Genomic DNA, 22,673 nt, shown 5'->3' on the forward strand with positions numbered 1-22,673 from the left:
CCGCCTGGCAGTCTGCGGACCCGCCGCCGGAATGCGGGCTGGAGCGATAACTACCTGACCCAACTACTAACCCGCGCCCGCCAAAACGACCGTGCAACTGCTCCTTAGATTTGATGCGTAAGCCCTGACTCAACCATGGTATTTGCTCTGCTGAAGTGAGCAAAAGTTATTTGCCCTACCTCTACTAGCAAGGACACTATTTTTCTCATGCCACGCCCTATTCTCCTTTATCGTTCTCTCTCCAGCAACCGTCTTAATAATCAAGAGGAATACTCTGACACAACGATAGTATAGACAACGGGGCCTGTTGTATTTATAGGCGCAAATGGCGCAGGTAAAACTCGCCTCGGAGGCAGTCAGCAGAAAGCAGGGACAAAAAAAAGCCGTCCCCACCCGGAAACGGCTTTTCTGAAATCGTGGCGCGGAGAAAATTCCCACCCAACTCCGGCCCGATTCTGACCTCGGACTTAGTGCCGGAACAACAGTTCGCGGTACTTTACCAAGGGCCAGTCCTCATCGGCCACCATCAGCTCCAGCTTGTCCACGGAGCGGCGGATGGTGTCGAAATGTGATTTAACGGTGTCGCAGTAGGCAACAGCCCGCTCGCGCGTATCGTCTAGTTTGTTGGCCACTTTACGAGCATTGATCATCTCATCTACCTGCGTTTTAATGGTAGTGATGTGCCGGGAAATAGCTTTGATCGTATCCAGCGTTACCACCGTATTCTCGTCGTCGAGGCCTAGCTCCCGCAGGCCACGCACGTTGGTGATAAGCTTGGTTTGGTAGGCAACCGCCGTGGGAATAATGTGGTTCACAGCCAGGTCGCCCATCACGCGGCTTTCAATCTGGATTTTCTTGATGTAGTCTTCCAGCAATATCTCGTGGCGGGCATGCAGCTCCACGTGGGAGAAAATGCCATGCCGCTCAAACAAGGAAGCGGCATCGGCCTGGATGATGGCATCCAGCGCCTGGGGGGTGGTTGGCACGTTGGAAAGGCCGCGGGCGGCAGCTTCTTCCTTCCACTCATCCGAGTAGCCATTGCCTTCGAAGCGGATGTTCTTGGAGCTGATAACGTACTCGCGGAGCACATCAACAATAGCCACTTCCTTCTTTTTACCCTGCTCAATGAGCTTGTCCACCGACTTTTTGAAGTCGATGAGCTGCTCGGCCACAATGGCGTTGAGCGTGGTCATAGCCGAGGAGGAGTTGGCCGAGGAGCCTACCGCGCGGAACTCGAACTTGTTGCCGGTGAAGGCAAAAGGCGAGGTACGGTTCCGGTCGGTGTTATCGAGCAGGATGGCCGGTATTTTATCGATACCAAGCTTGAGGTAGATATTGTCGCCTTTATCCAAGGGCACTTTGGCCGTGCGCTCCAACTCATCCAGCACCGAGTCCAGCATGGACCCCACGAACACCGACATGATGGCCGGGGGAGCTTCGTTAGCCCCCAGGCGGTGGTCGTTGCTGGCCGAGGCAATGCTGGAACGCAGCAGGTCGGCGTAGCGGTGCACGGCCTTAATAGTGGTGATGAAGAACGCCAGGAACTGGAGGTTTTCCTTGGGACGACGACCGGGAGCCAGCAGGTTTACGCCGGTGTCGGTGCTCATGGCCCAGTTGTTATGCTTGCCTGAACCGTTTACGCCGGCAAACGGCTTCTCGTGCAGCAGCACTTTGAAATTGTGCTTATCGGCCACGCGCTCCATGATGTCCATGAGCAGCTGGTTGTGGTCGACGGCCAGATTGGCATCTTCAAAGGTAGGAGCACACTCGAACTGGTGGGGTGCTACTTCGTTGTGCCGGGTACGCAGCGGAATGCCCAGCTTGTTGGCTTCTTCCTCAAACTCCAACATGTAGGCATGCACCCGGGCCGGAATGGAGCCAAAATAATGGTCTTCCAGCTGCTGGCCTTTGGCCGGGGCGTGGCCAAACAACGTACGGCCGGTCATTACCAGATCGGGGCGGGCAGCGTACAGGGCCCGGTCAACGAGGAAATACTCCTGCTCAATGCCCAGGGTAGTGTGTACGCGCTGTACATCTTTATCGAAGTATTGGCACACATCCACGGCCGCTTTCTCAAGAGAGGCCAGCGACTTCAGCAGGGGGGCTTTATAGTCAAGGGCTTCGCCGGTGTAGGCTACGAAGATGGTGGGGATGCACAAGGTTTTGGCCCCGGCCGTTTCGATGATAAAGGCGGGCGAAGTAGGGTCCCAGGCGGTATAGCCGCGCGCCTCGAAGGTGTTGCGGATGCCGCCGTTGGGGAAGGAAGAAGCATCGGGTTCCTGCTGCACCAGGGCCGAGCCCTTGAAATTCTCAATGGGCCGACCATCGGAATTAAGGTCAAAGAAGGAATCGTGCTTTTCGGCGGTAGCCCCGGTGAGAGGCTGAAACCAGTGCGTGTAGTGGGTGGCTCCCTTGGCCATGGCCCAGGTTTTCATGGCCGAAGCTACGGCGTCGGCCACGCTACGCTCCACCGGGGAGCCTTGTTTGATGGCAGCTTGGAGCTTCTTGAAGTATTCGCCGGGCATGGTGGCGCGCATGGCGTCGAGGTTGAACACGTTCTTGCCGAACGTTTCGGAACGACGCTCACCGGCAATGGTGACGGCCAGCGGCTGGCGCTGATCAACTAGTTCGAGAGCTTTGAAGCGAAGAATTGCCATGCTAGTGGTAGGCCTGAGAGATATTTTAGGGTTTGTACATCAAAGGTACACGCAACAAATATGGTTTTGCAACAACACCCTAGTTTTTTCACCTCATTTTTCGACAAACGTATCTTTTTCATCCCTAACCCTGCTATTTTCCTACCCTTTTGCGCTAACACGGTTCATAAATTCCGCTACTACCCTTCATTTACGCAGGCACAGGAGTAGCCACTGGCAATCCGCCTCTGCCTTACCGGCTGTTGCCGTTGCGGTAGGCCGCCTACCTTTGCGCCGTGAAAAACCGCTTTGCGTTTCAGCCCCGCTACTTCCTTTTTTGGCTGGCGTACTTTGTGGCGGCTAAGGCGGTCTTTCTGCTTTACCACGCCGCCCTTACGGCCACGCTCCCCCCCGGAGTAGTGGTCCAGGTTATTGGCTACGGCCTGCGTCTGGATGCATCGGCTACTGCTTACCTGTGTATAGTTCCTTTTCTGCTGTTTACGCTGGGCAGTCTGGTAGGCCCCCGGTTTCCGCTGGAGCGGCTGCTACGTTTTTTTACGGCAGTGGCCGGCACGGTGGTAGCAGCCCTTACCACCGCCGACCTGGAGCTGTATCGGGCCTGGGGTTTTCGGCTCGATGCGACGCCCCTGCAATACCTGAGCAGCCCGCAGGAAGCCGCCGCCTCGGCGGGCAGCGCCCCCGTGGCTGTGCTGCTGGCGCTGTTTGCGGGGTTGCTGGGACTGGGCTGGTTCCTCTATACAGGAGTAGTGGGCCGTCTGCCTGCACTGCCCGCCGGATTTGGGAGGGGCCGGGCGGCGCTGGCGGGTCTGCTATACTTACTGCTGCTGGTAGTGCCGTTGCGCGGCGGTCTGCAGCAGATTCCGGTAAACCAGAGCGACGTCTATTTTTCCAGTGTGCCCTTTGCCAACCACGCAGCGGTAAATGTGCCCTGGAACGTGGCAAACTCCATCTTTCTGCAGAACGCCGGCCCCAACCCCTACCAGTTCATGGCCGACTCGGCTGCCCGGCGACTGGTGCAGCCTCTCTACACTACCCGGCCTGATACCACCATCCTGCTGCGCACCCCCCGCCCCAATGTGCTTTTCCTCATTCTGGAGAGCTTTACGGGCAAGCTAGTGGGCCACCTGGGCGGGGAGGCGGGCGTAACCCCCACCCTCGATAGCCTGGCCCGCACCGATGTGTCGTTCCGGAGCCTGTATGCGGCCGGCGACCGAAGCCAGAAGGGCCTGGTGGCTTTACTTTCGGGCTACCCCAACCAGCCGGCAACATCTATTATTAAGTATCCGCGCAAAACTGAGCGGCTGCCCCACTTGGCCCGGGTGCTGCACGGGCAGGGCTACAGCACAGCCTATTACCACGGTGGGGAGCTGGCCTTTGCCAACATGAAAAGCTATCTGGTAACGGCCGGCTACGAGCAACTGACGGAGCGCGCCGACTTTGCTCCCCGGGACCAGAACTCGAAGTGGGGCGCCCACGACCACGTGCTGCTGCACCGGATGCTGCAGGAGTTGCCCCGGCAGCGGCAGCCATTTTTCGTCACGGCCTTCACCCTTAGTAGCCACGAGCCTTTTGATGTGCCTATGCGTCCCCGCTTCGCCGGCACGGATGAGGCCAGCCAGTTCCGCAACTCCGTGTATTACACCGACCACGTAGTGGGCCGGTTTCTGGCCGAGGCCCGCCGGCAACCCTGGTGGGCCAACACGGTGGTAGTACTAGTGGCTGACCACGGCCACCCCCAACCCGGCGACACGCCCAACCACGCCCCCGCCAAATTCCGGATTCCGCTGCTGCTCACCGGCGGTGCCCTGCATCCGGCAGCCCGGGGCCGCCAGATCAGCACCTTCGGTAGTCAGACCGACGTAGCGGCCACCTTGCTGCACCAATTGCAGCTGCCCACCACCGCCTTTGCCTGGAGCCGCGACCTGCTGGCCCCCGCCCCGGCTGCCTGGCCCGGGGGCGCGGCCTACTACTGCTTCACGGATGGGTTTGGGGTAGTGACACCGGCCGGCGCGGTAACTTATGATAACGTGGCCCGGCAGGTAATTGAGCGGGACGCCGGCGTACCGGATACGCAGCTCCGCTTCGGACAGGCGTACGAGCAGGCGTCGTTTGCCGATTTTTTGCGCAAGTGAGAAAACTCGCTAAGCTCTACCTGCTGTGAATGGTTGTTTTACATTTTAGCGTCCTACTCCCGCTACCATGAGTGCTCCCCACCCCGAACTGCTGTTCGTATACAACGCCGATGCGGGGCTGCTCAACGGCGTACTGGATACGTTGCACAAAACTTTTGCGCCGGCTACGTATGCCTGCTCCCTGTGCGCCGTCACGTACGGGGCAGCCAGTATGCGGCCCCAGTGGCGGGCGTTTCTGGAGCAGCTGCCGGCCCGTGTGGAGTTCCTGCACCGCGACGAGCTGGCCCGGCAGTACCCCGCGCTGCAAGACACGACACTGCCGGCCGTGTTTCAACGCGCAGCACCAACGGAATCCTGGCAGGTATTTATATCAGCGGCTCAGCTCAGGCCACTCGATTTGCCGGGACTGATGCAGGCCGTAGAGACTAGGCTGCGGGAAACCAACCAGCCGGTCAGGGGGTTGTAGCTCCTGCTGCATACCGGAAACCTCCAACTTCCGCCGTATCTTTGCGGCCTTGTTTATGGAAATGGAACCCAGAAAAGTCGCCTTTTATACGTTGGGCTGCAAGCTCAACTTCTCCGAAACCTCAGCCATTGGCCGGCAGTTTGAGGAGCATGGCTTCGTAAAGGCGGACTTCGAGGATGCCGCCGATATCTACGTTATCAATACGTGTTCTGTGACGGACCACGCTGACCGCAAGTGCCGGAAGGTGGTGAAGGAGGCCCTTAAGCATAACCCGGAGGCCTTTGTGGCCATTGTGGGCTGCTACGCTCAGCTCAAGCCCCAGGAAATTGCCGGAATTCCGGGGGTACATGCCGTGCTGGGTGCAGCCGAGAAATTTCAGCTGGTTGAAACGCTGGCCGGCTTTCAAAAGCCGGCGGCCGGGCAGCCAGGCCAGGTTTTTGCCTCCCCTATTTCCGCCGCCACCGAATTTCATGCCGCCCATAGCTACGGCGACCGGACCCGCACTTTTCTGAAAGTACAGGACGGCTGCGACTATAGCTGCTCGTTCTGTACCATTCCGCTGGCCCGGGGCAAGAGCCGCTCTGGCTCGGTGCAGAGCGTGGTGGAGCGCGTGCAGAAGCTGGCCGCAACCGGCGTGAAGGAGATTGTGCTGACGGGCGTGAACCTCGGCGACTTTGGCCTGCAGGGCCCCGAGCGGGAGCGGAAGGAAACCTTCTTCGACCTGGTGCGGGCCCTGGATGAGGTGGAGGGCATTGAGCGGTTCCGCATCAGCAGCTGCGAGCCGAACCTGCTGTCCGACGAGATTATCCGGTTTGTGGCGCAGTCGAAGCGGTTTATGCCTCACTTCCACATTCCGTTGCAGTCGGGTTCCAATAAGATTCTGGGGTTGATGCGCCGCCGCTACCGCCGCGAGCTGTACGTGGAACGGGTACAGCTCATTAAGGAGGTCATGCCCCATGCCTGCATTGGGGTGGATGTTATTGTGGGATTTCCCGGCGAGACGGAGGCCGATTTTCTGGAAACCTACCAGTTTCTCAACGAGTTGAACGTAAGCTACCTGCACGTATTCCCGTACTCGGAGCGCGAAAACACACTGGCACCTACCCTGCCCGGCCGGGTGCAGGACCGCCACCGCCACGAGCGCACCACCCAACTCCGTAGCCTTTCGGAGAAGAAGAAGCGCCATTTCTACGAGCAGCATACCGGCCAGGAAGCGCAGGTGCTCTTTGAAGACGACGTAACTAATGGGCAAATGGAAGGCTTTACCCCCAACTACATTCGGGTGACGGCTAAATACGACCCACTGCTGGTAGGTGAGATGAAGCGCTTACGCCTTACGGCTGTGAACCCGCAGAACCTGATGGAAGCTGAAGAAATAGGAATAGAAGTTTTTCACCACTAACGTGCGCAGTAATTACAAATGAGAAAGGCGTGGATTTTAGCAATCCACGCCTTTCTCATTTGAATAAAAAATAATTACAACGTTTTACGCTGCATTAAATCCATCATTTGCTGCATAAGGCGCTGCTGCTCCTGCAGGTGCTGGTTGCGGAGTTCGGCCAGGGCCAGCTGGTGGGCCATCTGTTGGGTATACAGGGCCGTTTGCCAGGCAGCGGTATCCGCGGCGGGGCCCGCGCTGGGCACAACTCCCTGCGGCTCTGACCGCACAGCTACGGAAACCGCCGGGGTTGCAGCCATAGTTGGGGTAACTGTGGGCGCTGGGGCTAGCTCGGGCGCTGCGGCTGGGGTAGCGGGAACCAGTGCAGGCGCAGGAGGCGGGGCTATTGTTTCGGCAGCTTCTGCGGCAACCGGCGCGGCAGCTGGCAGGGTGCGGCTTTCCTGCTCCGGGGCATTTGCAGGTTGCCGCTCGGCGGTCTGAAACATAGTGCCGTTACCCTGCATCAACCAGTCTTTTGATACATTTGGGTATACTTCAAATATCTTACACAAAAGGTCAAATCCTGGCTTGTTTCGCTCTTCAACCAAATGTTGAATTACGGTAGCCGTCTTATCGAGCGAAATCGCAAATGCATTCTTGCTGACGCCCAAGTGCTGAATGAGCTGCGCAATGCGCTGACCTACGGTGAATGAATCTGCCATACTATCCAAATGCTTATTTTTGCAAATGTACAAACAAACATCGAATCTATTTTACCGACTATACTCACCCAGTCCGGAAATGGTGCAGGGATGCCGTCAGGCGTTTCCTTTTTCGCACCGCCTGCCGTTCAACCATCAGGCCGCTGAACTGCACTTCTCCAGCGCCGGCACATCGTTCCTCAATCAATTATGATGTAGTAAGCACTGAGGTTTTTTCAGAATATTCCGTTCAGTTTTATCGACGCTATCCATACCCACCCATTGCCTATGTATGGGTAGCAGTTGCTCTCCATTTTTCGTTTTCATGCCGGTATGGAGCCCTATGCTCATTTGCCCGGAAACCCAGCCACTCTCCTCTTACCCTACCCCAGCATGTTGCTTTACTGGCTGCCAGGCTGTGTGGACCATCATACAGAAAGACCATCCTTCTGAGCCTGCTAAGGAATGATGGCCTTCTTCAGTCCATTTTGCCGACTGTCCGCACGCTTTAGTGCAGTTCAGCAGTATCCGCCTGACAGGCAACACGCCCCTTGTTCGTATCGGAGAGGAATATCCGTATCGGCTGGGCTGCTGCCATCAGAAGGCCAGTAGCTCCCAATGCGGCTGTGTGCTCCAGCCAGCCTCTAGTTGTCGAAGTAGCCCAGTTCGCTTAGCAACACGAGTGGCGCGGTGGCGTGTCGGGCCACCTGCTCTGCCAGCATCACCTGCCTACGCTGAGCGGCCGGGCAGATCAGGAGGAAGCGCCATTCCAGTTTCGGAGCAAACAGTGCATACACCGGAAGACGCCCCTCAGCCGCGCGCCGCAAATGATGGTGCCAGACAGGGGCAACTTGGCAGTAGGAAAACCCAGCGGCGTACCTTCCTCTCTCCTCCTTACTCGAACCGCAGGCTCTCAATAGGGTCCAAGGCGGCGGCTTTGCTGGCCGGATAGTAGCCCGACGCCAACCCTACCGTTACGCAGATGGCCAGGCCAATCATCATCCAGAGCCAGGGCACAATGAAGCCCCCGCTGCCCACAAACAACGACACTCCGTTACCCATGGCCACGCCCAGCAGTATGCCCAGGGTCCCCCCCAGCACGCAAATTACGATGGCCTCAATCAGGAACTGCTGGCGGATTTGCAGGGCCGTGGCCCCAAGAGCTTTCCGGATGCCGATTTCCCGGGTCCGCTCCGTCACCGATACCATCATAATATTCATGAGGGCAATACTGGCCCCGAGCAGGGTAATGAAGCCCACCAGAAAGCCGCCCATTTTCAGGTTACCCGATAAGGAATCCAGCTTGCCAGCCAGGGAGTCGGAGCGCTCCAACTCAAAGCTGTCTTCCTGGCCCAACTGGTCGTGGCGTACGGCACGCATGATGCGGGTAGCCTCGCCCGTCAGGTAAGTAAGCTGTACGGGGTCGAGGGTGGCGGTTTTTACGTCATAAGTGAGGGCACGCTGCCGGGGCATCTGGTTGCCGGTTTCCAGCGGAATCAGCAGCAGCCGGTCGGCACCGCTGCCACCCATACTACTGCCGCTTTTCTCCAGCTCGCCCACCACCAGGAAACGGCGGCCCAGCATGTACACGTATTTATCGAGCGGGCTCTGAGTAGGAAACAGCTTATCCTTGATTTCAGACCCTACAATCACCACGTTGGCACCATTGTCCAGCTCAGCCGGCGAAAAGGAGCGGCCGCCTTTCAGGTTGTAATTCTGAATCATGAGGTAGTTTTCGTCGCCGGCCACTACCTGCATATTGGGGTTACTCTTCACCCCGTTGGCTTTCACCTCCACGGCCCCCGCAATGAAGGCCGAAAGGCCTACCTTGGCCTCCTCGCCCAGCTGGGCCTTATATTGCCGGGCCTGCAGATAGGTAAGGGCCGGGTACGTTTTGTTTTGCACCCCCCCGCGCCGCATCCGGTTGGTGTAGCCTTTGGCCTTGATTTCGAAGGAATTGGCGCCCAGGCTGGCAAAGGTGGAGTTCAGCGAGGCTTTCATGGCATCAATGGCCGTGAGAATTCCCACCAGCGACATAATGCCGATGCTTACGATAAGAGCCGTAAGAATTGTGCGCAGCAGGTTGCTGTGAATGGAACGAAACGCCTCTTTGATGTTTTCCAGCAAGTGCATAACGGGGCAGTCAACTACGGACGCGGATGAGACTTACCGGAAATGCTGGAAACCCTGCATCGGGCGCGCAACTACCAACGGCCGGTTCCGCAAGGTAACGGGTTTTCCATGAAACTCCCACCCGGATTTCTTACCTTGAATCACGAATTCTGACGGATGCTGGGGATTGTACGGATTCTGACACCTGATACGGCTTCCCCCCGGCCCGGCTTACTGGCTGGCCGCCTGACTTTTTACCCGCGTATGATTATTTCCCGCCTTTTTGCTTTGCTGGTACTGCTGGCTGCCGGCCTCGTGCAGCCGCTTGGGGCCTGGGCCAACCACCTGCTCATTCCCATGGATAACACCCAGAAGGAACACCTGAAAGCATACGGGGTGGCCTACTGGCTGCTGGGCAAGCAAGTAGAGGTGGATTGGCTGCTGAACTACCGGGGCGGGGCATTTGCCTGCGACGTGGTGGCCGGGGCCGAGAACGAGCTGGCCGTGCGGGGCGTAACGTACCAGGTAATTTCGGAGGCGCAGTACACCGGTATCCTGTCGGAAATAGCCGACCCCAACGCCAACATGGACGTGATGAAGCTGGAGAAGGTGCCCAAAATTGCGGTGTACACACCCAAGGGCAAACAGCCCTGGGATGATGCCGTGACGATGGTGCTTACCTACGCCGAAATTCCCTACACCCAGATTTACGACGACGAAGTGCTGCGCGGCGACCTGCCCAAGTACGACTGGCTGCACCTGCACCACGAGGACTTTACGGGGCAGTACGGCAAATTTTATGCTACCTACCGCTCCCGGCCCTGGTACCAGCAGCAGCAGCGTGATGCCGAAGCAGCAGCCAAGCGCAACGGGTTCACCAAGGTCAGCCAGATGAAGGCGGCCGTGACGGTGAAAATGCAGGAGTTTATTGCCGGCGGGGGCTTCCTGTTTGCCATGTGCTCGGCCACCGATTCCTACGACATTGCCCTGGCCGGCCTGGGCGTGGACATGGTAGAAACCATGTACGACGGTGACCCCGCCGACCCCGCTGCCCAGTCCAAGCTCAACTTCAACCGCACGCTGGCCTTCCAGAATTTTCAGCTGCGCATGAACCCTTACGAGTACGAGTACAGCAACATTGACATGGACCCGCGCGAGCGGGGCGTGTACGAGGATAATGACTATTTCCAGTTGTTCACCTTCTCGGCCAAGTATGACCCCGTGCCAACCATGCTCACCCAGGACCACGAGCGTACGGTGCATGGGTTTATGGGCCAGACTACGGCCTTCCGCAAGCAGCTGATTAAGTCAGACGTAGTGGTAATGGGCGACAATAAGGCTTCGGGAGAGGTGCGCTATATGCACGGTACGCTGGGCAAAGGCACCTGGACGTTTTACGGTGGCCACGACCCGGAGGACTATCAGCACCTGGTGGAAGAGGAACCAACGGACTTATCCCTACACCCTAATTCTCCGGGCTACCGACTGATCCTGAACAACATCCTGTTTCCGGCCGCCAAGAAAAAGAAGCAGAAGACCTAAGCCCCCACGGCTCCGGGTGGTGCCCAAATTGCGTTATAATTCGGGCTTAGGATATCCGGCAACGCCCCAGATTCGTTTGTATACAGCACACCCGATTTGCTGCTATGTCCGATTCTGCTAATTCCAACTTCGGTTTTTCTACCAGCCAGCACAATATCCGCACGGCCAATCCCCTGCCCCGCGCCGTGCTCCGGACCAACAACTACCTGCTGCTGGACGGGGAGTGGAAGTTTGCGCTGGACACCGATGACACGGGTTTGCGCGACTTATGGTACCTCGCACACCCCTATACCAGCACCGCCAACTGGCCGGGCTCGGTGGAGGAACACCTGCAACGGAACCAGCCTGATACCCCCGGCTGGCGCGACAAAGTAGTGGTCTGGTACGAGCGGGAATTCCCGCTGCCTGAACGCGACGACGACGACCTGAACTCCTTGTTTCAGCTTACGTTCGGCGCCTGCGGCTACGAAACCCGAGTGTGGCTTAATGGCTTTCTGCTGTCTACTATTGAGGGAGAGGAAGTGCACTACGGTGAGTACACCTCGTTTTCGTTTGAGTTGCGCGAGGAGCACCTGCGGCCGGTAAACCGCCTGACAGTGCGTATTGTGGACACAATGGATGCCGAAACGCCCCGGGGCAAGCAGGAGTCGCACGTGTACAAGCGCGGCGGTATCTGGTACCAAACGTATACCGGGGCAGTGCGCAGTGTGTGGCTGGAAATGGTTGAGCGCAACCGCCTCCGCTCCCGCGTGGGCGTGGATAGCGTGATTGAAGACCAGCTGGTGCGCTTCAACCTGACCACCCGCATTCACGACCCGGGCGTGTACACGCTACGCCTGCAGGTGTTCGACCGGGTGGCACCCACTCCCCAGCCCCTGGCTACCTCCGATTTTACCCTGCGCCTGGAAACGGGCCAGCGCCAGCAGCGGGTGGTGATGGAGCTGGCCGGGGCCCGCCTCTGGGAACCTGGCTCTCCCACCCTGTACCGGCTCGTAGCCCAGCTCATTGATAGTGAAGGGTATGCTGCCCAGATTGAAACTCATTTCGGTCTGCGGAAAATTGAGTCGCGTGGTACCTATGTGTACCTCAACAACAAGCCCATCTACCTGGATGGCATTCTGTATCAGCCCGGCACGGCTACCTACGAGGAAATGCAGCGCCATATGCACGCCATGCAGGCCCTGGGGTGCAATCTGGTGCGGGTACACATTGCCGGCGTCGACCCGCGCATCTATAACCTGGCCGATGAGCTAGGGCTGCTGCTGTGGGTAGAAGTGCCGAGCCCACACTCCTCCACTCCCCGCAGCCGGGAGAACCACCGGGCCGAGCTGCTGCGCATGCTGGCCCTGATTGAGTCGCACCCCTCGGTGGTTATCTGGAGCCTCTACAATGAGGACTGGGGGGCGCAGGATATTGCCACCAACCCGGAGACCCGCCGCTACATCATCGACATGTACCACTACCTGCACATCAACCATCCGCAGTTTCTGGTAGTCGATAATGATGGGTGGCAACATATTTCGCAGGAAGGCCGGTTGAAATCAGACCTGCTGACGGCCCACGTGTATACACCGGACGTACAGCGCTGGGCGGAGCTGTTGGACCGCATGATACAGGGCGACCTGGATAATGTGGCCGTGCTGCCGCTGGTTATTGGCGACCCGTTTTTTTATGGCCGGCAGAAACCGCTGGTAATCAGCGAATGGGGCGGCTTTGGATTTGCCGATTATGGTGGCCCTCAGAACGCGGAAGAGCGCGCAGAGCGCATCCGGCAGTTCAAGCAGGAACTACGCAAGCGCCCCATGGCGGGCGACGTGTACACTCAGGCCACCAACATCGAGGATGAGCGCAACGGCCTGCTCGATCCGCACACCGGGGAGCTGTCGGTGCCGGCCGGGCTGCTGGCTTCGCAGCCACCTTCTACAGCTGCTGGTACCCAGTCGGGCGAGCCAGCGGCTTAACCGGTTTATTTCTGCAGGCGCAGGATTTTCTGCACAAGTGCCGGCAGATCCGTTGTTTTCTCGGGGTCGGTGGGCAGAATGATATCCAGCATAACGGGCTGCCCTTTGGCCACGCCGTAAGCAATCAGCTCGTAGGCCATTCCCCCAGCTTCGGTGGGGTAGCTCAGGCGGGTACCCTGCGCCGGGGGGCCATCCAGAATCACACACTCGAATGGCTGTTTTTCGGTGCCTTTGTGTTTTTTTTCTGCCTGTTTGATGTACTGCGCCGGAAACGTTTTCATCATGCTGAAATCCAGATACATCCACGTCATCTGATAATTTCCGCAGGTGAGCTGGTATTTGTTGTTGGGTGTACAGCCGGTTTCTACCGGCAGTTCCACTCCGCAGAAATTCAGCGTGGCTGGGGCCACCTCGGCCGGAGCCTGGGCCCAGCAACCGAACGGAATACTCAGCAGAAGAGCAAGTAACAGGTTTATAGGTTGTTTCATAGAAGCCAGGAGTGAGCAGTTAGAGCTCAATGTATAAAACTATCTATCTACAGGACAAGCCAGTACCGTATTAATCTTCCTTGTGCGGTGCTGCAGCAGCTAGTGCATCCGGTCGTCGCGCACGGGTAGGCTGGTTACAATCTCGCCTTCAATTTTGAGCAGCTCCTGCAAGCGCGCATCCACTTCCTGCGGGTCACAATACTCCTTGGCCAGGTCCACGTAGCTTACAAAATGACCAGCCTCTGAAGCCATCAACTCATAGTAAAACTGACTAAGCCCGGGGTCAGGAATGTGCTTCCACAACAGCTTGAACCGCTCGCAGCTACGGGCCTCTATCAGAGCACTTACCAGCAGCTGATCCATTAGCTGCCGCTCCCGTGCCCCACCCTTGCGCACGTGGGCCATAAGCTGCACCACATACTCGTCGCGGCGGGGGCGGCCCAGGCTATGGCCGCGCTTTTTAAGCTCCTGGAGCACCCGGGCAAAATGCTCCCATTCCTCGGCCACCAGCTCGGTCAGCTCTTCTACTAGGCGGGTTTTTTCGGGGTATTTCACAATCAGGGAAATGCCGGTGCTGGCCGCCTTCTGCTCGCAGTAGGCATGGTCCACCAGAATATCCACAATGTTCTTACTGGCAATGTCCACCCACCGCGGGTCGGAGTTCAGCTTCAGCTTAAGAATGGTTTTCATGGGTAGTTGGATGAAGGATAAAGGATGAAGGATAAAGGATAAAGGATGAAGGATAAAGGATAAAGGTAGTTGGATGAAGGATAAAGGATGAAGGTAGTTGGATGAAGGATAAGGGACACCGTTGAACGAAAGTCCTTTATCCTTTATCCTTCATCCAACTACCCATATCAATTAAAGAACTGCCAACGGATGCCGAACTGGAAGCGGCGGGGCAAAGCAGCGTAGTAGGGCGCGGCAAAGTAGCCCGGCTGCGGCAGAAACTGGTTGACGTAGGCCATTTTCAGGAAAAAGCCCACCGTGCGAATGTCGCCGCTCAGAAACACGTCCACTACCGGCGTATTACGCACCGTAAAGTGGTCCTGCACGTAGAATTGCTGGGTACTGGGGCTATAGTCATAGGCCTTCCAGCGCGACTGAAAGTACGTCTGCACCCCGGCCTGGCCCAGCAGGGCCTTCTTGAACACGTAGCCCTGGTAATACACCCTTGATTCACCAACCAGTGCCGGAATACGCAGGCCGGGGTTATCCTCACCGGCCCCGATGGTGTAGGTGGCCTGGTTATCGGCCACAAACTTACCCCAGGTAAGACGGTAGTGGGCCCGGAGCGTGGTGAGCTGGCGGGCCGTACCCAGCTGCTGGGGGGCGCCAAACTGCCCGCCGGGGGCGTCGGCCGTGTAGTATACCAGGTTCTGGATGTTGGCAACGGTACCAGTCGCTTCCAGGTAATGGCTGCCCAGCTGCTGGGCTACCTGCACCCGCAGCTGCTGCACCTGCGTGTTCTCAAACGGGTCGGCGCTGCTTTCGGTATGGTCCCAGGCGTAGTGGTTGCCCACCAAGCGCAGCTCGGTGAGCGTGGGCGCGTAGCTACTGAGCAGAACCTCGCCCCGCAACGGCCCCAGCCGGGCGGCCCCGCGTACCCAGTACTCGGTGTTGCCGATGTTGTTGAGCCGGGCCGATAGTTTTAGCTCCCCGGCGGTTTCGATGGCAAACTGCCGGTACCGGAACGCGGCCGTGCCCCCGGCAAACAGCTGGGTACCCGTAGAGTCGGGCAAAGCGGGCCGGAGTACGGCCGGCTCGCCAATGTTGCTGCGGGTAATAAGCCGGAATGTGCGCTGTCGGCCGTACAGGCGGTACTCCACGGCATTGGTGCGCCCCAGCACACCCACCGTGTTTTCCAGCCGCCGGAATTCGGCCCGGTCGTCGGTAATGGTGTTCGTGCGCCGGATGAGCGGGTAGAACCGGGCCACACCACCCGTGCTGGACAGCGCCTCATCGGTGTACTTGTTGAGTTGGCGGCTGTAGTCGAAAAGGTGAAATACCGTCAGGCCCCGGCCCAGCAGGCGGTACGTATGCGCCAGCCGCACCTCGTCCCGGTCGTCGCGGTTGATGGCCTTCGTGAGGTTCACTACTTCCCGCTGATAGTCAAACAGCTGAGAAAGAATCACCTTACCATTCTCGAAGTCACTGGGAGCATCGGGGTTGTTTGTGACCAGCTGGGGCTGGATACCCCCCTGCTCCGCCACCCGGTGCCGGGCGGTGCTGAAGTTGGTCATGGCGTGGTAGCGGCCCGTGGGCGAGTCGTAGCGCACGAAGAACAGGAAGTTGCTGTGCTCTACCTGGCCGGTCTTGGTGTTGGTAACGGCTACCGCCTTGTTGGCCCCGAACCGCTCATAGGCAAAGCCGGCGTTAAAGTGCTTTTTGAGGCTGCGGGCGTACGACAGCTCAAAGATCTGCTCGTAGGGGTTGCCCTGATGGAAGCGGAAGAACGTGTAGGGCGAGCGGGTGTCGTAATACGGCACGTCGGCGGCGTTGCGGGCGTACTTATCAAACACCGTGCGGCCCAGGCGGGCCCCCAGCTGCAGGTTGGGCTCCCAGAGCAGGCGGCGCGAGGCCGTCCCGAAGTTGCCCAGGTCCTGCTGAAACGTGGTATCGTGGGCCCAGTAGCGCTGCTGGGGCAGGCGCGTGAGCGTGGTGTCAATTACCTGGCCCAGCGTGTCCTCGCGCAGCAGGTCCCGCTCCTTCAGCACAAAAGTGGTGTGGGCCCCGTAGCGGACTTTGGTAGAATCATCCAGCACCTGGGCCCGGACGGCGGCCGGCAACAGCCCGGCGCCCAGCAGCAGAACGGCCGGCAACGTCCGGCGCACCCGGCAGCGCACCGGCAACAGCTCCCCAATACCAGCCGGGGCAGCAATAGACAATGGGGTCAGCAGGGAGTCAGACAACAGCGTGGGGCGGAAAGTACGGGGTGAGCAGGGCCGCCAGTCGGGCGGCACCGTCGGCCAGAAAGCGAACTTCAATGGGAATGTAAAATACGGGCAAATTGGCCATACTTGCTGCCAGAGTGGGCTCCATTAGCCGGGCGGCGTCCTTTTGCGTGGTCAGAACGCACTGACCGGGCCGTAATTGCGTAGCCAACGCCCGAAGTTCCCTGAGCTGGAAGACGTGGTGGTCGGGAAAGCGCGCATGATGCCGAACGTGGTAGCCGGCTGCCTCCAGGTAGTGCAGCAGCGGCTCCGGCTGGGCAATGCCCGTTAGCAACAGTACCTCCAGCCCGGGTTGCTCCGGGGCAGCGGTGCCCGGCACCGGTACCGGGCGGCCGTAGTCGTAGCAGGAAAACAACACGGGTACCTCCGGCCTAGCATAGCGAAGAACGTGCTGCCGGATGTCCCGCTGCTGGGTGGCACTGAGTTGCGGGTCGCATTTGGTGATAATCACCACGTCGGCTCTGCCGGCTCCGCGCCGGCTTTCGCGCAGGCGGCCGGTAGGCAGCACCTCATCGGAGTAAAACGGGCGCTGCTGCTCCGTCAGCAGCATGTTAAAGGCCGGCTGCAGCCGCCGGTGCTGGTAGGCATCATCCAGTACGACGGCCGTAGGGGCCGGCTCCCGTTGCAGAAGGTGCCGAATTCCGGCTACCCGGTCTTCGCTCACAGCCACCGGCACCAGGCCCCGGAAATGCCGGAACTGCTGCAAGGGCTCGTCGCCGAGAGTGGCGGCCGTATCGGAGGGTTGCGCGAGGCGGTAGCCCCGGGTGCGGCGGCCGTAGCCCCGGCTTAGCAGGGCCGGCTGCTGCCCCTGCCGGAGCAGCCACTCCACCAGCCAGGCCACGTGGGGCGTTTTGCCGGTACCCCCTACCCGTAGGTTGCCCACGCTCAGCACTGGCACTTCCGGAAAAGCGGTGCTCCCCTTCCAGCCCTGGGCGTACAGCCAGTTGCGCCCGGCCATAACGGCCGCATACAGCCAGCTCAGCGGCAGCAGCAGATAGGAATACCAGGAGGGCATAACGGGCAAATACGGAACGGAAGGCGCAAAAGTAGCGGGTTCGGCCCGCGGTAATAACCTTACCGCTCATTTTTCCTTTCAGAGTCGGACTTTTGCCCGGCCTGTAGGCAGTTGCCTATCTTTGCTCTCCCGGGGCCGCCACCCGAGTACGTTGCTACGGCAGTAGCCCCGGCGGCTGGGGGAAGTATCTGAAATGCAGATAGATCAGTTTCTGAAGCGGGGCGCGTATCACCCCACGTTTTGCGAGGATTTCAGTCTGGTGCAGCCGCTGGAACCGCACAAGTTGGTGCTGGCCGTAATGGATGGCTGCACAATGGGCCAGGAAAGTCATTTTGCGGCTACGCTGCTGGCAAAGATTCTTCGAAAGGTGCTGAAAGAATGGCCATACCGGGCAATTTACGACCCTGATCTACAGCACCTTTCGTTGCAACGCGAGCTACAGGCACTCCTCGCGGCCCTGTTTACCGATGTTCAACAGCTGAAAAATCAGCTGCTGCTTTCAACGGCTGAGCTACTGGCGACATTGGTTCTCGCCCTACTCGACACCCGCACGGGTGAGGTAGCCGTACTGGCGCTGGGCGACGCCACTGTTGCTATTAATGGTCAGCTTACCCGATTTGAGCAGGATAACCGGCCTGATTATCTAGCCTATCATCTGGGCCAGCCGTTCGAGACGTGGTACAACCGGCAACAGCAGCGGCTGCATCATACCATGTGCGTGGACCTGGCTTTGGCCACTGATGGAATTGACAGCTTTCAACCACTGGTGCCAACCGAAGGCCTGCCGGATGTACCTACCTACCTGCTGCTTGACCAACGGCGTACCGGGCAGCCGGAAGTGCTGAACCGAAAAGTGCGGCAGCTGGAAAAAGAGTTTTCACTGGTACCCACTGATGATGTAGCCATCCTTCGGGTGCAGCTTGCGTAGCGGTACCAACCTATTCCTCTGTCTATGCCCTTCGCTGACCGCCTGCTCCGGTTTCTCACCGAGTTTCCGCTGCCCCCGCCTTTGCCCGACGGCGTTACGGCGTTTAGTCCCTACCAGGAGCCAGAGCCCCGGGAGCTACTCACGCAGTTTGCCCGGCGCTACTACACCGGCGAGCAGCCCCGGGTGGCACTCCTGGGCATCAACCCCGGCCGCCTGGGCAACGGACGCACCGGCGTGGCCTTCACCGACCCCGCGGCGCTGGCGGCCTGGGGTATTCCCAACAACCTGCCCCGCCGCCGGGAGCCTTCCAGCGAGTTTATGCAGGCTGTAGTGGTGGCTATGGGCGGTCCGGTGGCCTTTTACCAGCAGTTTTTTCTGGGCTCCCTCTACCCGCTGGTGCTGTTGCAGAATGGCCGCAATTATAATTTCTACGATTCGCCGGCGGTAACCCGCGCCCTGTGGCCCAGCATCCGGGACGCTGTGGGGCGGCAGGTAACGGAGATAGGGCTGGCCCGGCACGCGGCTGTGTGCCTGGGCCGCCGCAATGGCCAGTACCTACAGCGCTTGAATGAGGAACTACAACTGTTCGACCAGCTTCATATTCTCGACCACCCCAGATTTTTAATGCAGTACAAGCGCCGGGAGCTGGCCGCCAACGTAGCCCGGTATGTGGATGTGCTGGAGTCAATTAAAAATTGAGAATTAAAAAGTAAAAATTTGCCGGCTGACCTGGGCTGCACTGGTGTTCCGGCGCGGCCTTCAGCAGAACGGCTCTGCGTCCTCTGCGCCAACCTCTGCGTCTTCTGCGGGAACCAACACCAGAACGACGCAGAGGTGAGAAAGTCCTTCGCAGGCGGACGAAAGAGGAAGGATGACAGACCCAATTCTCAATTTTTAATTTTAAAAAGAATGCCCAAGCTACTTGACCTGATGCGCGTGCTGGAGCAGGCTGCCCCCCTGGCCTACCAGGAAAGCTACGATAACGCCGGCCTGCAGTGCGGCGACCCGCAGATGGAAGTGCGCGGCGTGCTCATTGCCCTCGACTGTACCCCGGCCGTGGTGGATGAGGCCATCCGGCGGGGCTGCAACGTGGTAGTAGCCCACCACCCGCTCATTTTCAAGCCGCTCAAGCGCCTCACCGGGGCCAACGAAGTCGAGCAGACCTTGCTGAAGGCCATCCGCCATGAGGTGGCTCTCTACGCCGCCCATACCAACCTCGATAACGTGCTGCACGGCGTAAACCGCAAGCTGGCCGAGAAGCTGGGTCTGCAGCACCTGCGCATCCTCGACCCCAAGCCGGGCCTGCTGGCCAAGCTTATTACCTACGTGCCGCCTACCCACACCGAAGCCGTGCTACAGGCGCTGTACGCCGCCGGGGCCGGCCAGGTGGGCGCGTATGCGGAGTGCAGCTTCCGCACCGCGGGCACCGGCACCTTCACGCCCGGGGCAGGCACCACCCCCTTCCTGGGCCAGCCCGGCACGCCCGAAACTGCCCGCGAGGAGCGGGTGGAGGTACTACTGCCCCTGCATCTGCAGCAGGCGGCCCTGCGGGCCCTGCGCCAGGCCCACCCCTACGAGGAGGTAGCCTATGAAGTAGTGAAGCTGGAAAACACGCACCAGGAAGTGGGCTCCGGCATGGTGGGCGAGCTACCTGAGGCCCTCAGCCCCCAGGAGTTCCGGCAGCGGCTGCGCGCGGCCCTGGGGGTGCCCGTCGTAAAGCACACGGCATTTGATGCACCCATTAAAACGGTGGCCCTGTGCGGGGGCGCCGGCAGCTTCCTGATTGGCAAGGCCCGCGCCGCCGGAGCCCAGGCCTACGTTACCGGCGACCTGAAATACCACGAGTTTTTTCTGCCCGAAGGCCGGTTGATGCTCTGTGACGTAGGACACTTTGAGAGTGAGCAGTTCACCGGGGAAATCTTCCGGGATTTGCTTATGGGCAACTTTGGAAGTACTTTTGCGCTCTTCATTGCAGAGACCCTCACCAACCCTGTCCGTTATGATTTCTAATCCGTCCGCGGAAACCCCCGTTGCCAGTAAGCTCGAAGCTCTCCTGAACCTGCAGCGCATCGACTCGCAGCTCGACGAAATCCGGCGCGTGCGCGGCGACCTGCCCGAAGAAGTACAGGACCTGGAGGACGAAATTGCGGGCTATGAGGTGCGTGTAAGCAAGTTCGACGAGGAGATTTCTGGCCTCAACGACCAGATCAAGCAGCGTAAGCAGAACGCCAAGGATGCCGATGGCCTGATTAAGCGCTACGAAGATCAGCAAACCAACGTGCGCAATAACCGGGAGTACGAGGCCATTGCCAAGGAAATTGAGTTGCAGAAGCTGGAAATCCAGATTTCGGAGAAAAAAACCAAAGAGGCCCAGTACCAGATTGAGCTGAAAAATCAGGAAATCAGCGGCACCAAGCAGCGTCTGGAAGAGCGGAAGAAAGACCTCGACAACAAGAAGTCGGAGCTGGAAACCATTGTGGGGGAAAGCGAGGCCGATGAGAAAAAGCTCATGGATGAGCGGGCCGAGGCTGTAAAACCCATTGAGGAGCGCCTACTGATGGCCTACACCCGCATCCGCGGCAACGTGCGCAACGGCTTGGCCGTGGTAACGGTGAAGCGCGACGCCTGCGGTGGCTGCTTTAACACGGTACCGCCCCAGCGCCAGGCCGACATCATTGCCCACAAGAAAATTATTGTATGTGAGCACTGCGGCCGCGTGCTGGCCGATGTGGAAGCCCGCATTGCCTAAGTGTATTCGCGTTTTTGATAAAGAACGGCCTTGTCTCGGGGCCGTTCTTTTTTTGTTCGTATGAGTTTTCTCGCAGAGGTCCGCAGAGGGATGCGCAGAGGAAAAAAGAGGCTGTTCTGGCTGCTTTTTCCCACTGCCTTCCTTTGCACATCCCTGCGCGAGCCGCTGCCGGAAAGCCCGCCCGCCAGCACCCTCACCTCTACCCAGGCCCGGGCCTACGCTGAGGTGCTGAACATGCGGCCGGCCGCGGCCCGGCCCCTGCTTAAAGGCGCTGATGCCGGCAGCTTGCTGGTACAGGATTGCCTTGGCATTACGGAGCTGCTGGTAAGCCAGGATGCCCGCCAGTACGCTGCTGCCGTGCAGGCTCAGGATAAGCGCCTGGCGCTGCTGGAAAAGCAGCCGGCCGGTCCGCTGCAGGCATACGCCGCCGCCGAAATCCGCCTGCATCAGGCGGCGGCGCAGGTGGTGTTCGGCCACGAGGTGCAGGGAGCCTGGAGCTTGCGCCAGAGCTACCTGGCCATGCAGCAGGTGGTGCGGCGCTACCCGCAGTTTCTGCCGGCCCGCAAAACGCTGGGTATGCTGCAGTTTTTTATTGGCTCACTGCCGGAGTCGTACCGCTGGTTTCTGAAGCTGCTGGGGTTGCCGGGCTCGGTAGAAGCCGGCCTGCACAACCTGCGCCTGGCCGCCACCCAGCCCAATGATTTTCAGCTGGAAGCCCGCCTGATTCTGGCCCTGCTGGAGGAAACCTACTACAAAAAGCCCGAAGCGGCCCTTGCCCTGGTCCAAACGCTGCAGCGCCAGCAGCCCCAGAGCCTGCTGCTGAGTTACCTGCTCATCAGTCAGCTCAAAAAGCAGCACCGCACCGATGCTGCCCTGGTCGCCTACCGGGCCCGCCCCACCGGCCCCGACTACCTGCCGCTGCCCTACCTGCACCACATGGCCGCCGATTTGCTGCTCTACCAGGGTCAGTACGCGGCTTCCCAGCGCGAAAACCTGTGGTTTCTGCAAAACTATCAGGGCCAGCACTACCGCAAGGATGCCTACTTCAAGCTCTACTTGGCAACCTGGCTGAGCGGCGCGGCACCCGCCGCCGAGCAGTACCGCCGCCGCATTGGCAGCGAGGGGCGTACCGTGCTGGAAGAAGACACGTACGCGCAACGTTTTGTGGAGGATAAACAGCCGCTCAACGCCCGGCTCACCCGCGCCCGCCTCCAGATTGACGGCGGCTATTACCGGGAAGCTTTACTTACGCTCGATACCTTTCATACAACGGCTACTACGCCCCTGCGCGACCGGCTGGAGGAGCCCTACCGCCGGGCCCGGGCCCTGCACCTGCTGGGCCGCCCCGATTCGGCCCGGCCGTTATATGCCCGCACCATTGCCCTGGCCGGTACGGCGCCTTACTATTTTGCCCCCCAGTCGGCCTTGCAGCTTGGCTACCTGTACCAGGCCGAGGGGCAGAAGAAGGCGGCCCGCACCTACTTTCAGAAGGCCCTGAGCTACCCCCGCCACGAGTACAAGAACAGCACCGATACCAAAGCCAAACTGGCCCTGAAGGAATTGGACGAGTAAGGGGCGTATCACCCGTTT

The 22,673-nt window shown here is 59.4% G+C and carries 18 protein-coding genes; 10 read left to right on the forward strand and 8 right to left on the reverse strand.

What is annotated here, in order from left to right; genetic code table 11:
* Positions 1 to 467: 467 nt before the first annotated feature.
* Positions 468 to 2,657: a glutamine synthetase III family protein gene (locus EI290_RS20390; RefSeq protein ID WP_125433496.1), complete on the reverse strand. Its 2,190-nt coding sequence runs from the start codon at positions 2,655 to 2,657 to the stop codon at positions 468 to 470.
* A 275-nt stretch (positions 2,658 to 2,932) separates the two neighbouring features.
* Between EI290_RS20390 and EI290_RS20395 the strand changes: the two genes are divergently transcribed.
* The 3 genes from EI290_RS20395 to mtaB all read left to right on the forward strand — a co-directional run bounded on the left by EI290_RS20395 (position 2,933) and on the right by mtaB (position 6,657).
* A complete protein-coding gene (locus EI290_RS20395; RefSeq protein WP_125433497.1) occupies positions 2,933 to 4,789 on the forward strand; it encodes an LTA synthase family protein in 1,857 nt (618 codons plus the stop codon).
* A 67-nt stretch (positions 4,790 to 4,856) separates the two neighbouring features.
* Positions 4,857 to 5,255 carry a hypothetical protein gene (locus EI290_RS20400; protein ID WP_125433498.1) on the forward strand — a complete coding sequence of 133 codons (399 nt, stop codon included), beginning with the start codon at positions 4,857 to 4,859 and terminating at the stop codon, positions 5,253 to 5,255.
* Positions 5,256 to 5,310: 55 nt separating this feature from the next.
* Positions 5,311 to 6,657: a tRNA (N(6)-L-threonylcarbamoyladenosine(37)-C(2))-methylthiotransferase MtaB gene (gene mtaB, locus EI290_RS20405; protein WP_125433499.1), complete on the forward strand. Its 1,347-nt coding sequence runs from the start codon at positions 5,311 to 5,313 to the stop codon at positions 6,655 to 6,657.
* A gap of 74 nt (positions 6,658 to 6,731) precedes the next feature.
* Here the strand turns inward: mtaB and EI290_RS20410 are convergent, their stop codons facing one another.
* The 3 genes from EI290_RS20410 to EI290_RS20415 form a co-directional block, all read right to left on the reverse strand.
* Positions 6,732 to 6,953 (reverse strand): hypothetical protein, encoded by a 222-nt coding sequence (locus tag EI290_RS20410; RefSeq protein ID WP_125433500.1) that lies wholly within the window; start codon positions 6,951 to 6,953, stop codon positions 6,732 to 6,734.
* Between the two features lie 1,025 nt (positions 6,954 to 7,978).
* Positions 7,979 to 8,131, reverse strand: a complete 153-nt coding sequence (locus EI290_RS22530) for a hypothetical protein (protein ID WP_185817095.1) — start codon at positions 8,129 to 8,131, stop codon at positions 7,979 to 7,981.
* Positions 8,132 to 8,228: 97 nt separating this feature from the next.
* Positions 8,229 to 9,467, reverse strand: coding sequence for an ABC transporter permease (locus tag EI290_RS20415; RefSeq protein ID WP_125433501.1), 1,239 nt, complete (start codon positions 9,465 to 9,467; stop codon positions 8,229 to 8,231).
* Positions 9,468 to 9,710: 243 nt separating this feature from the next.
* Here EI290_RS20415 and EI290_RS20420 point away from each other — a divergent pair, with 243 nt between their 5' ends.
* Entirely contained in the window at positions 9,711 to 10,988 is a 1,278-nt protein-coding gene (locus EI290_RS20420; protein WP_125433502.1) for an asparagine synthetase B, read from the forward strand.
* 104 nt (positions 10,989 to 11,092) lie between these two features.
* The gene (locus EI290_RS20425) at positions 11,093 to 12,949 is read left to right on the forward strand and encodes a glycoside hydrolase family 2 protein (protein ID WP_125433503.1); all 1,857 of its coding nucleotides are present in this window, start codon (positions 11,093 to 11,095) and stop codon (positions 12,947 to 12,949) included.
* 5 nt (positions 12,950 to 12,954) lie between these two features.
* Here EI290_RS20425 and EI290_RS20430 read toward each other — a convergent pair whose 3' ends face one another.
* The 4 genes from EI290_RS20430 to lpxK all read right to left on the reverse strand — a co-directional run bounded on the left by EI290_RS20430 (position 12,955) and on the right by lpxK (position 17,406).
* Complete coding sequence (locus tag EI290_RS20430; RefSeq protein ID WP_125433504.1) at positions 12,955 to 13,437, reverse strand: hypothetical protein; 483 nt, start codon at positions 13,435 to 13,437, stop codon at positions 12,955 to 12,957.
* Between the two features lie 99 nt (positions 13,438 to 13,536).
* Positions 13,537 to 14,127, reverse strand: a complete 591-nt coding sequence (miaE, locus tag EI290_RS20435; RefSeq protein ID WP_125433505.1) for a tRNA-(ms[2]io[6]A)-hydroxylase — start codon at positions 14,125 to 14,127, stop codon at positions 13,537 to 13,539.
* A 167-nt stretch (positions 14,128 to 14,294) separates the two neighbouring features.
* Complete coding sequence (locus EI290_RS20440; RefSeq protein ID WP_185817096.1) at positions 14,295 to 16,424, reverse strand: putative porin; 2,130 nt, start codon at positions 16,422 to 16,424, stop codon at positions 14,295 to 14,297.
* The gene (gene lpxK / locus EI290_RS20445) at positions 16,342 to 17,406 is read right to left on the reverse strand and encodes a tetraacyldisaccharide 4'-kinase (RefSeq protein ID WP_125433507.1); all 1,065 of its coding nucleotides are present in this window, start codon (positions 17,404 to 17,406) and stop codon (positions 16,342 to 16,344) included. The genes EI290_RS20440 and lpxK overlap by 83 nt, the downstream gene beginning before the upstream one ends.
* A gap of 193 nt (positions 17,407 to 17,599) precedes the next feature.
* On the opposite strand from lpxK, the gene EI290_RS20450 reads away from it, so the two are divergent.
* From EI290_RS20450 to EI290_RS20470, 5 genes are all read left to right on the forward strand, one after another.
* Entirely contained in the window at positions 17,600 to 18,334 is a 735-nt protein-coding gene (locus tag EI290_RS20450) for a protein phosphatase 2C domain-containing protein (protein ID WP_125433508.1), read from the forward strand.
* Positions 18,335 to 18,358: 24 nt separating this feature from the next.
* A complete protein-coding gene (locus EI290_RS20455) occupies positions 18,359 to 19,033 on the forward strand; it encodes a uracil-DNA glycosylase family protein (protein ID WP_221766294.1) in 675 nt (224 codons plus the stop codon).
* Between the two features lie 210 nt (positions 19,034 to 19,243).
* Positions 19,244 to 20,344, forward strand: a complete 1,101-nt coding sequence (locus EI290_RS20460) for a Nif3-like dinuclear metal center hexameric protein (RefSeq protein WP_221766295.1) — start codon at positions 19,244 to 19,246, stop codon at positions 20,342 to 20,344.
* On the forward strand, positions 20,334 to 21,083 hold the full coding sequence (locus EI290_RS20465) for a zinc ribbon domain-containing protein (RefSeq protein WP_125433510.1): 750 nt from the start codon (positions 20,334 to 20,336) through the stop codon (positions 21,081 to 21,083). Before EI290_RS20460 ends, EI290_RS20465 begins: the two co-directional genes overlap by 11 nt.
* Before the next feature lie 60 nt (positions 21,084 to 21,143).
* Positions 21,144 to 22,655, forward strand: coding sequence for a tetratricopeptide repeat protein (locus tag EI290_RS20470; protein ID WP_125433511.1), 1,512 nt, complete (start codon positions 21,144 to 21,146; stop codon positions 22,653 to 22,655).
* Positions 22,656 to 22,673 lie beyond the last annotated feature (18 nt).

It is taken from the genome of Hymenobacter metallilatus, assembly GCF_003944705.1.
GTDB lineage: Bacteria > Bacteroidota > Bacteroidia > Cytophagales > Hymenobacteraceae > Hymenobacter > Hymenobacter metallilatus.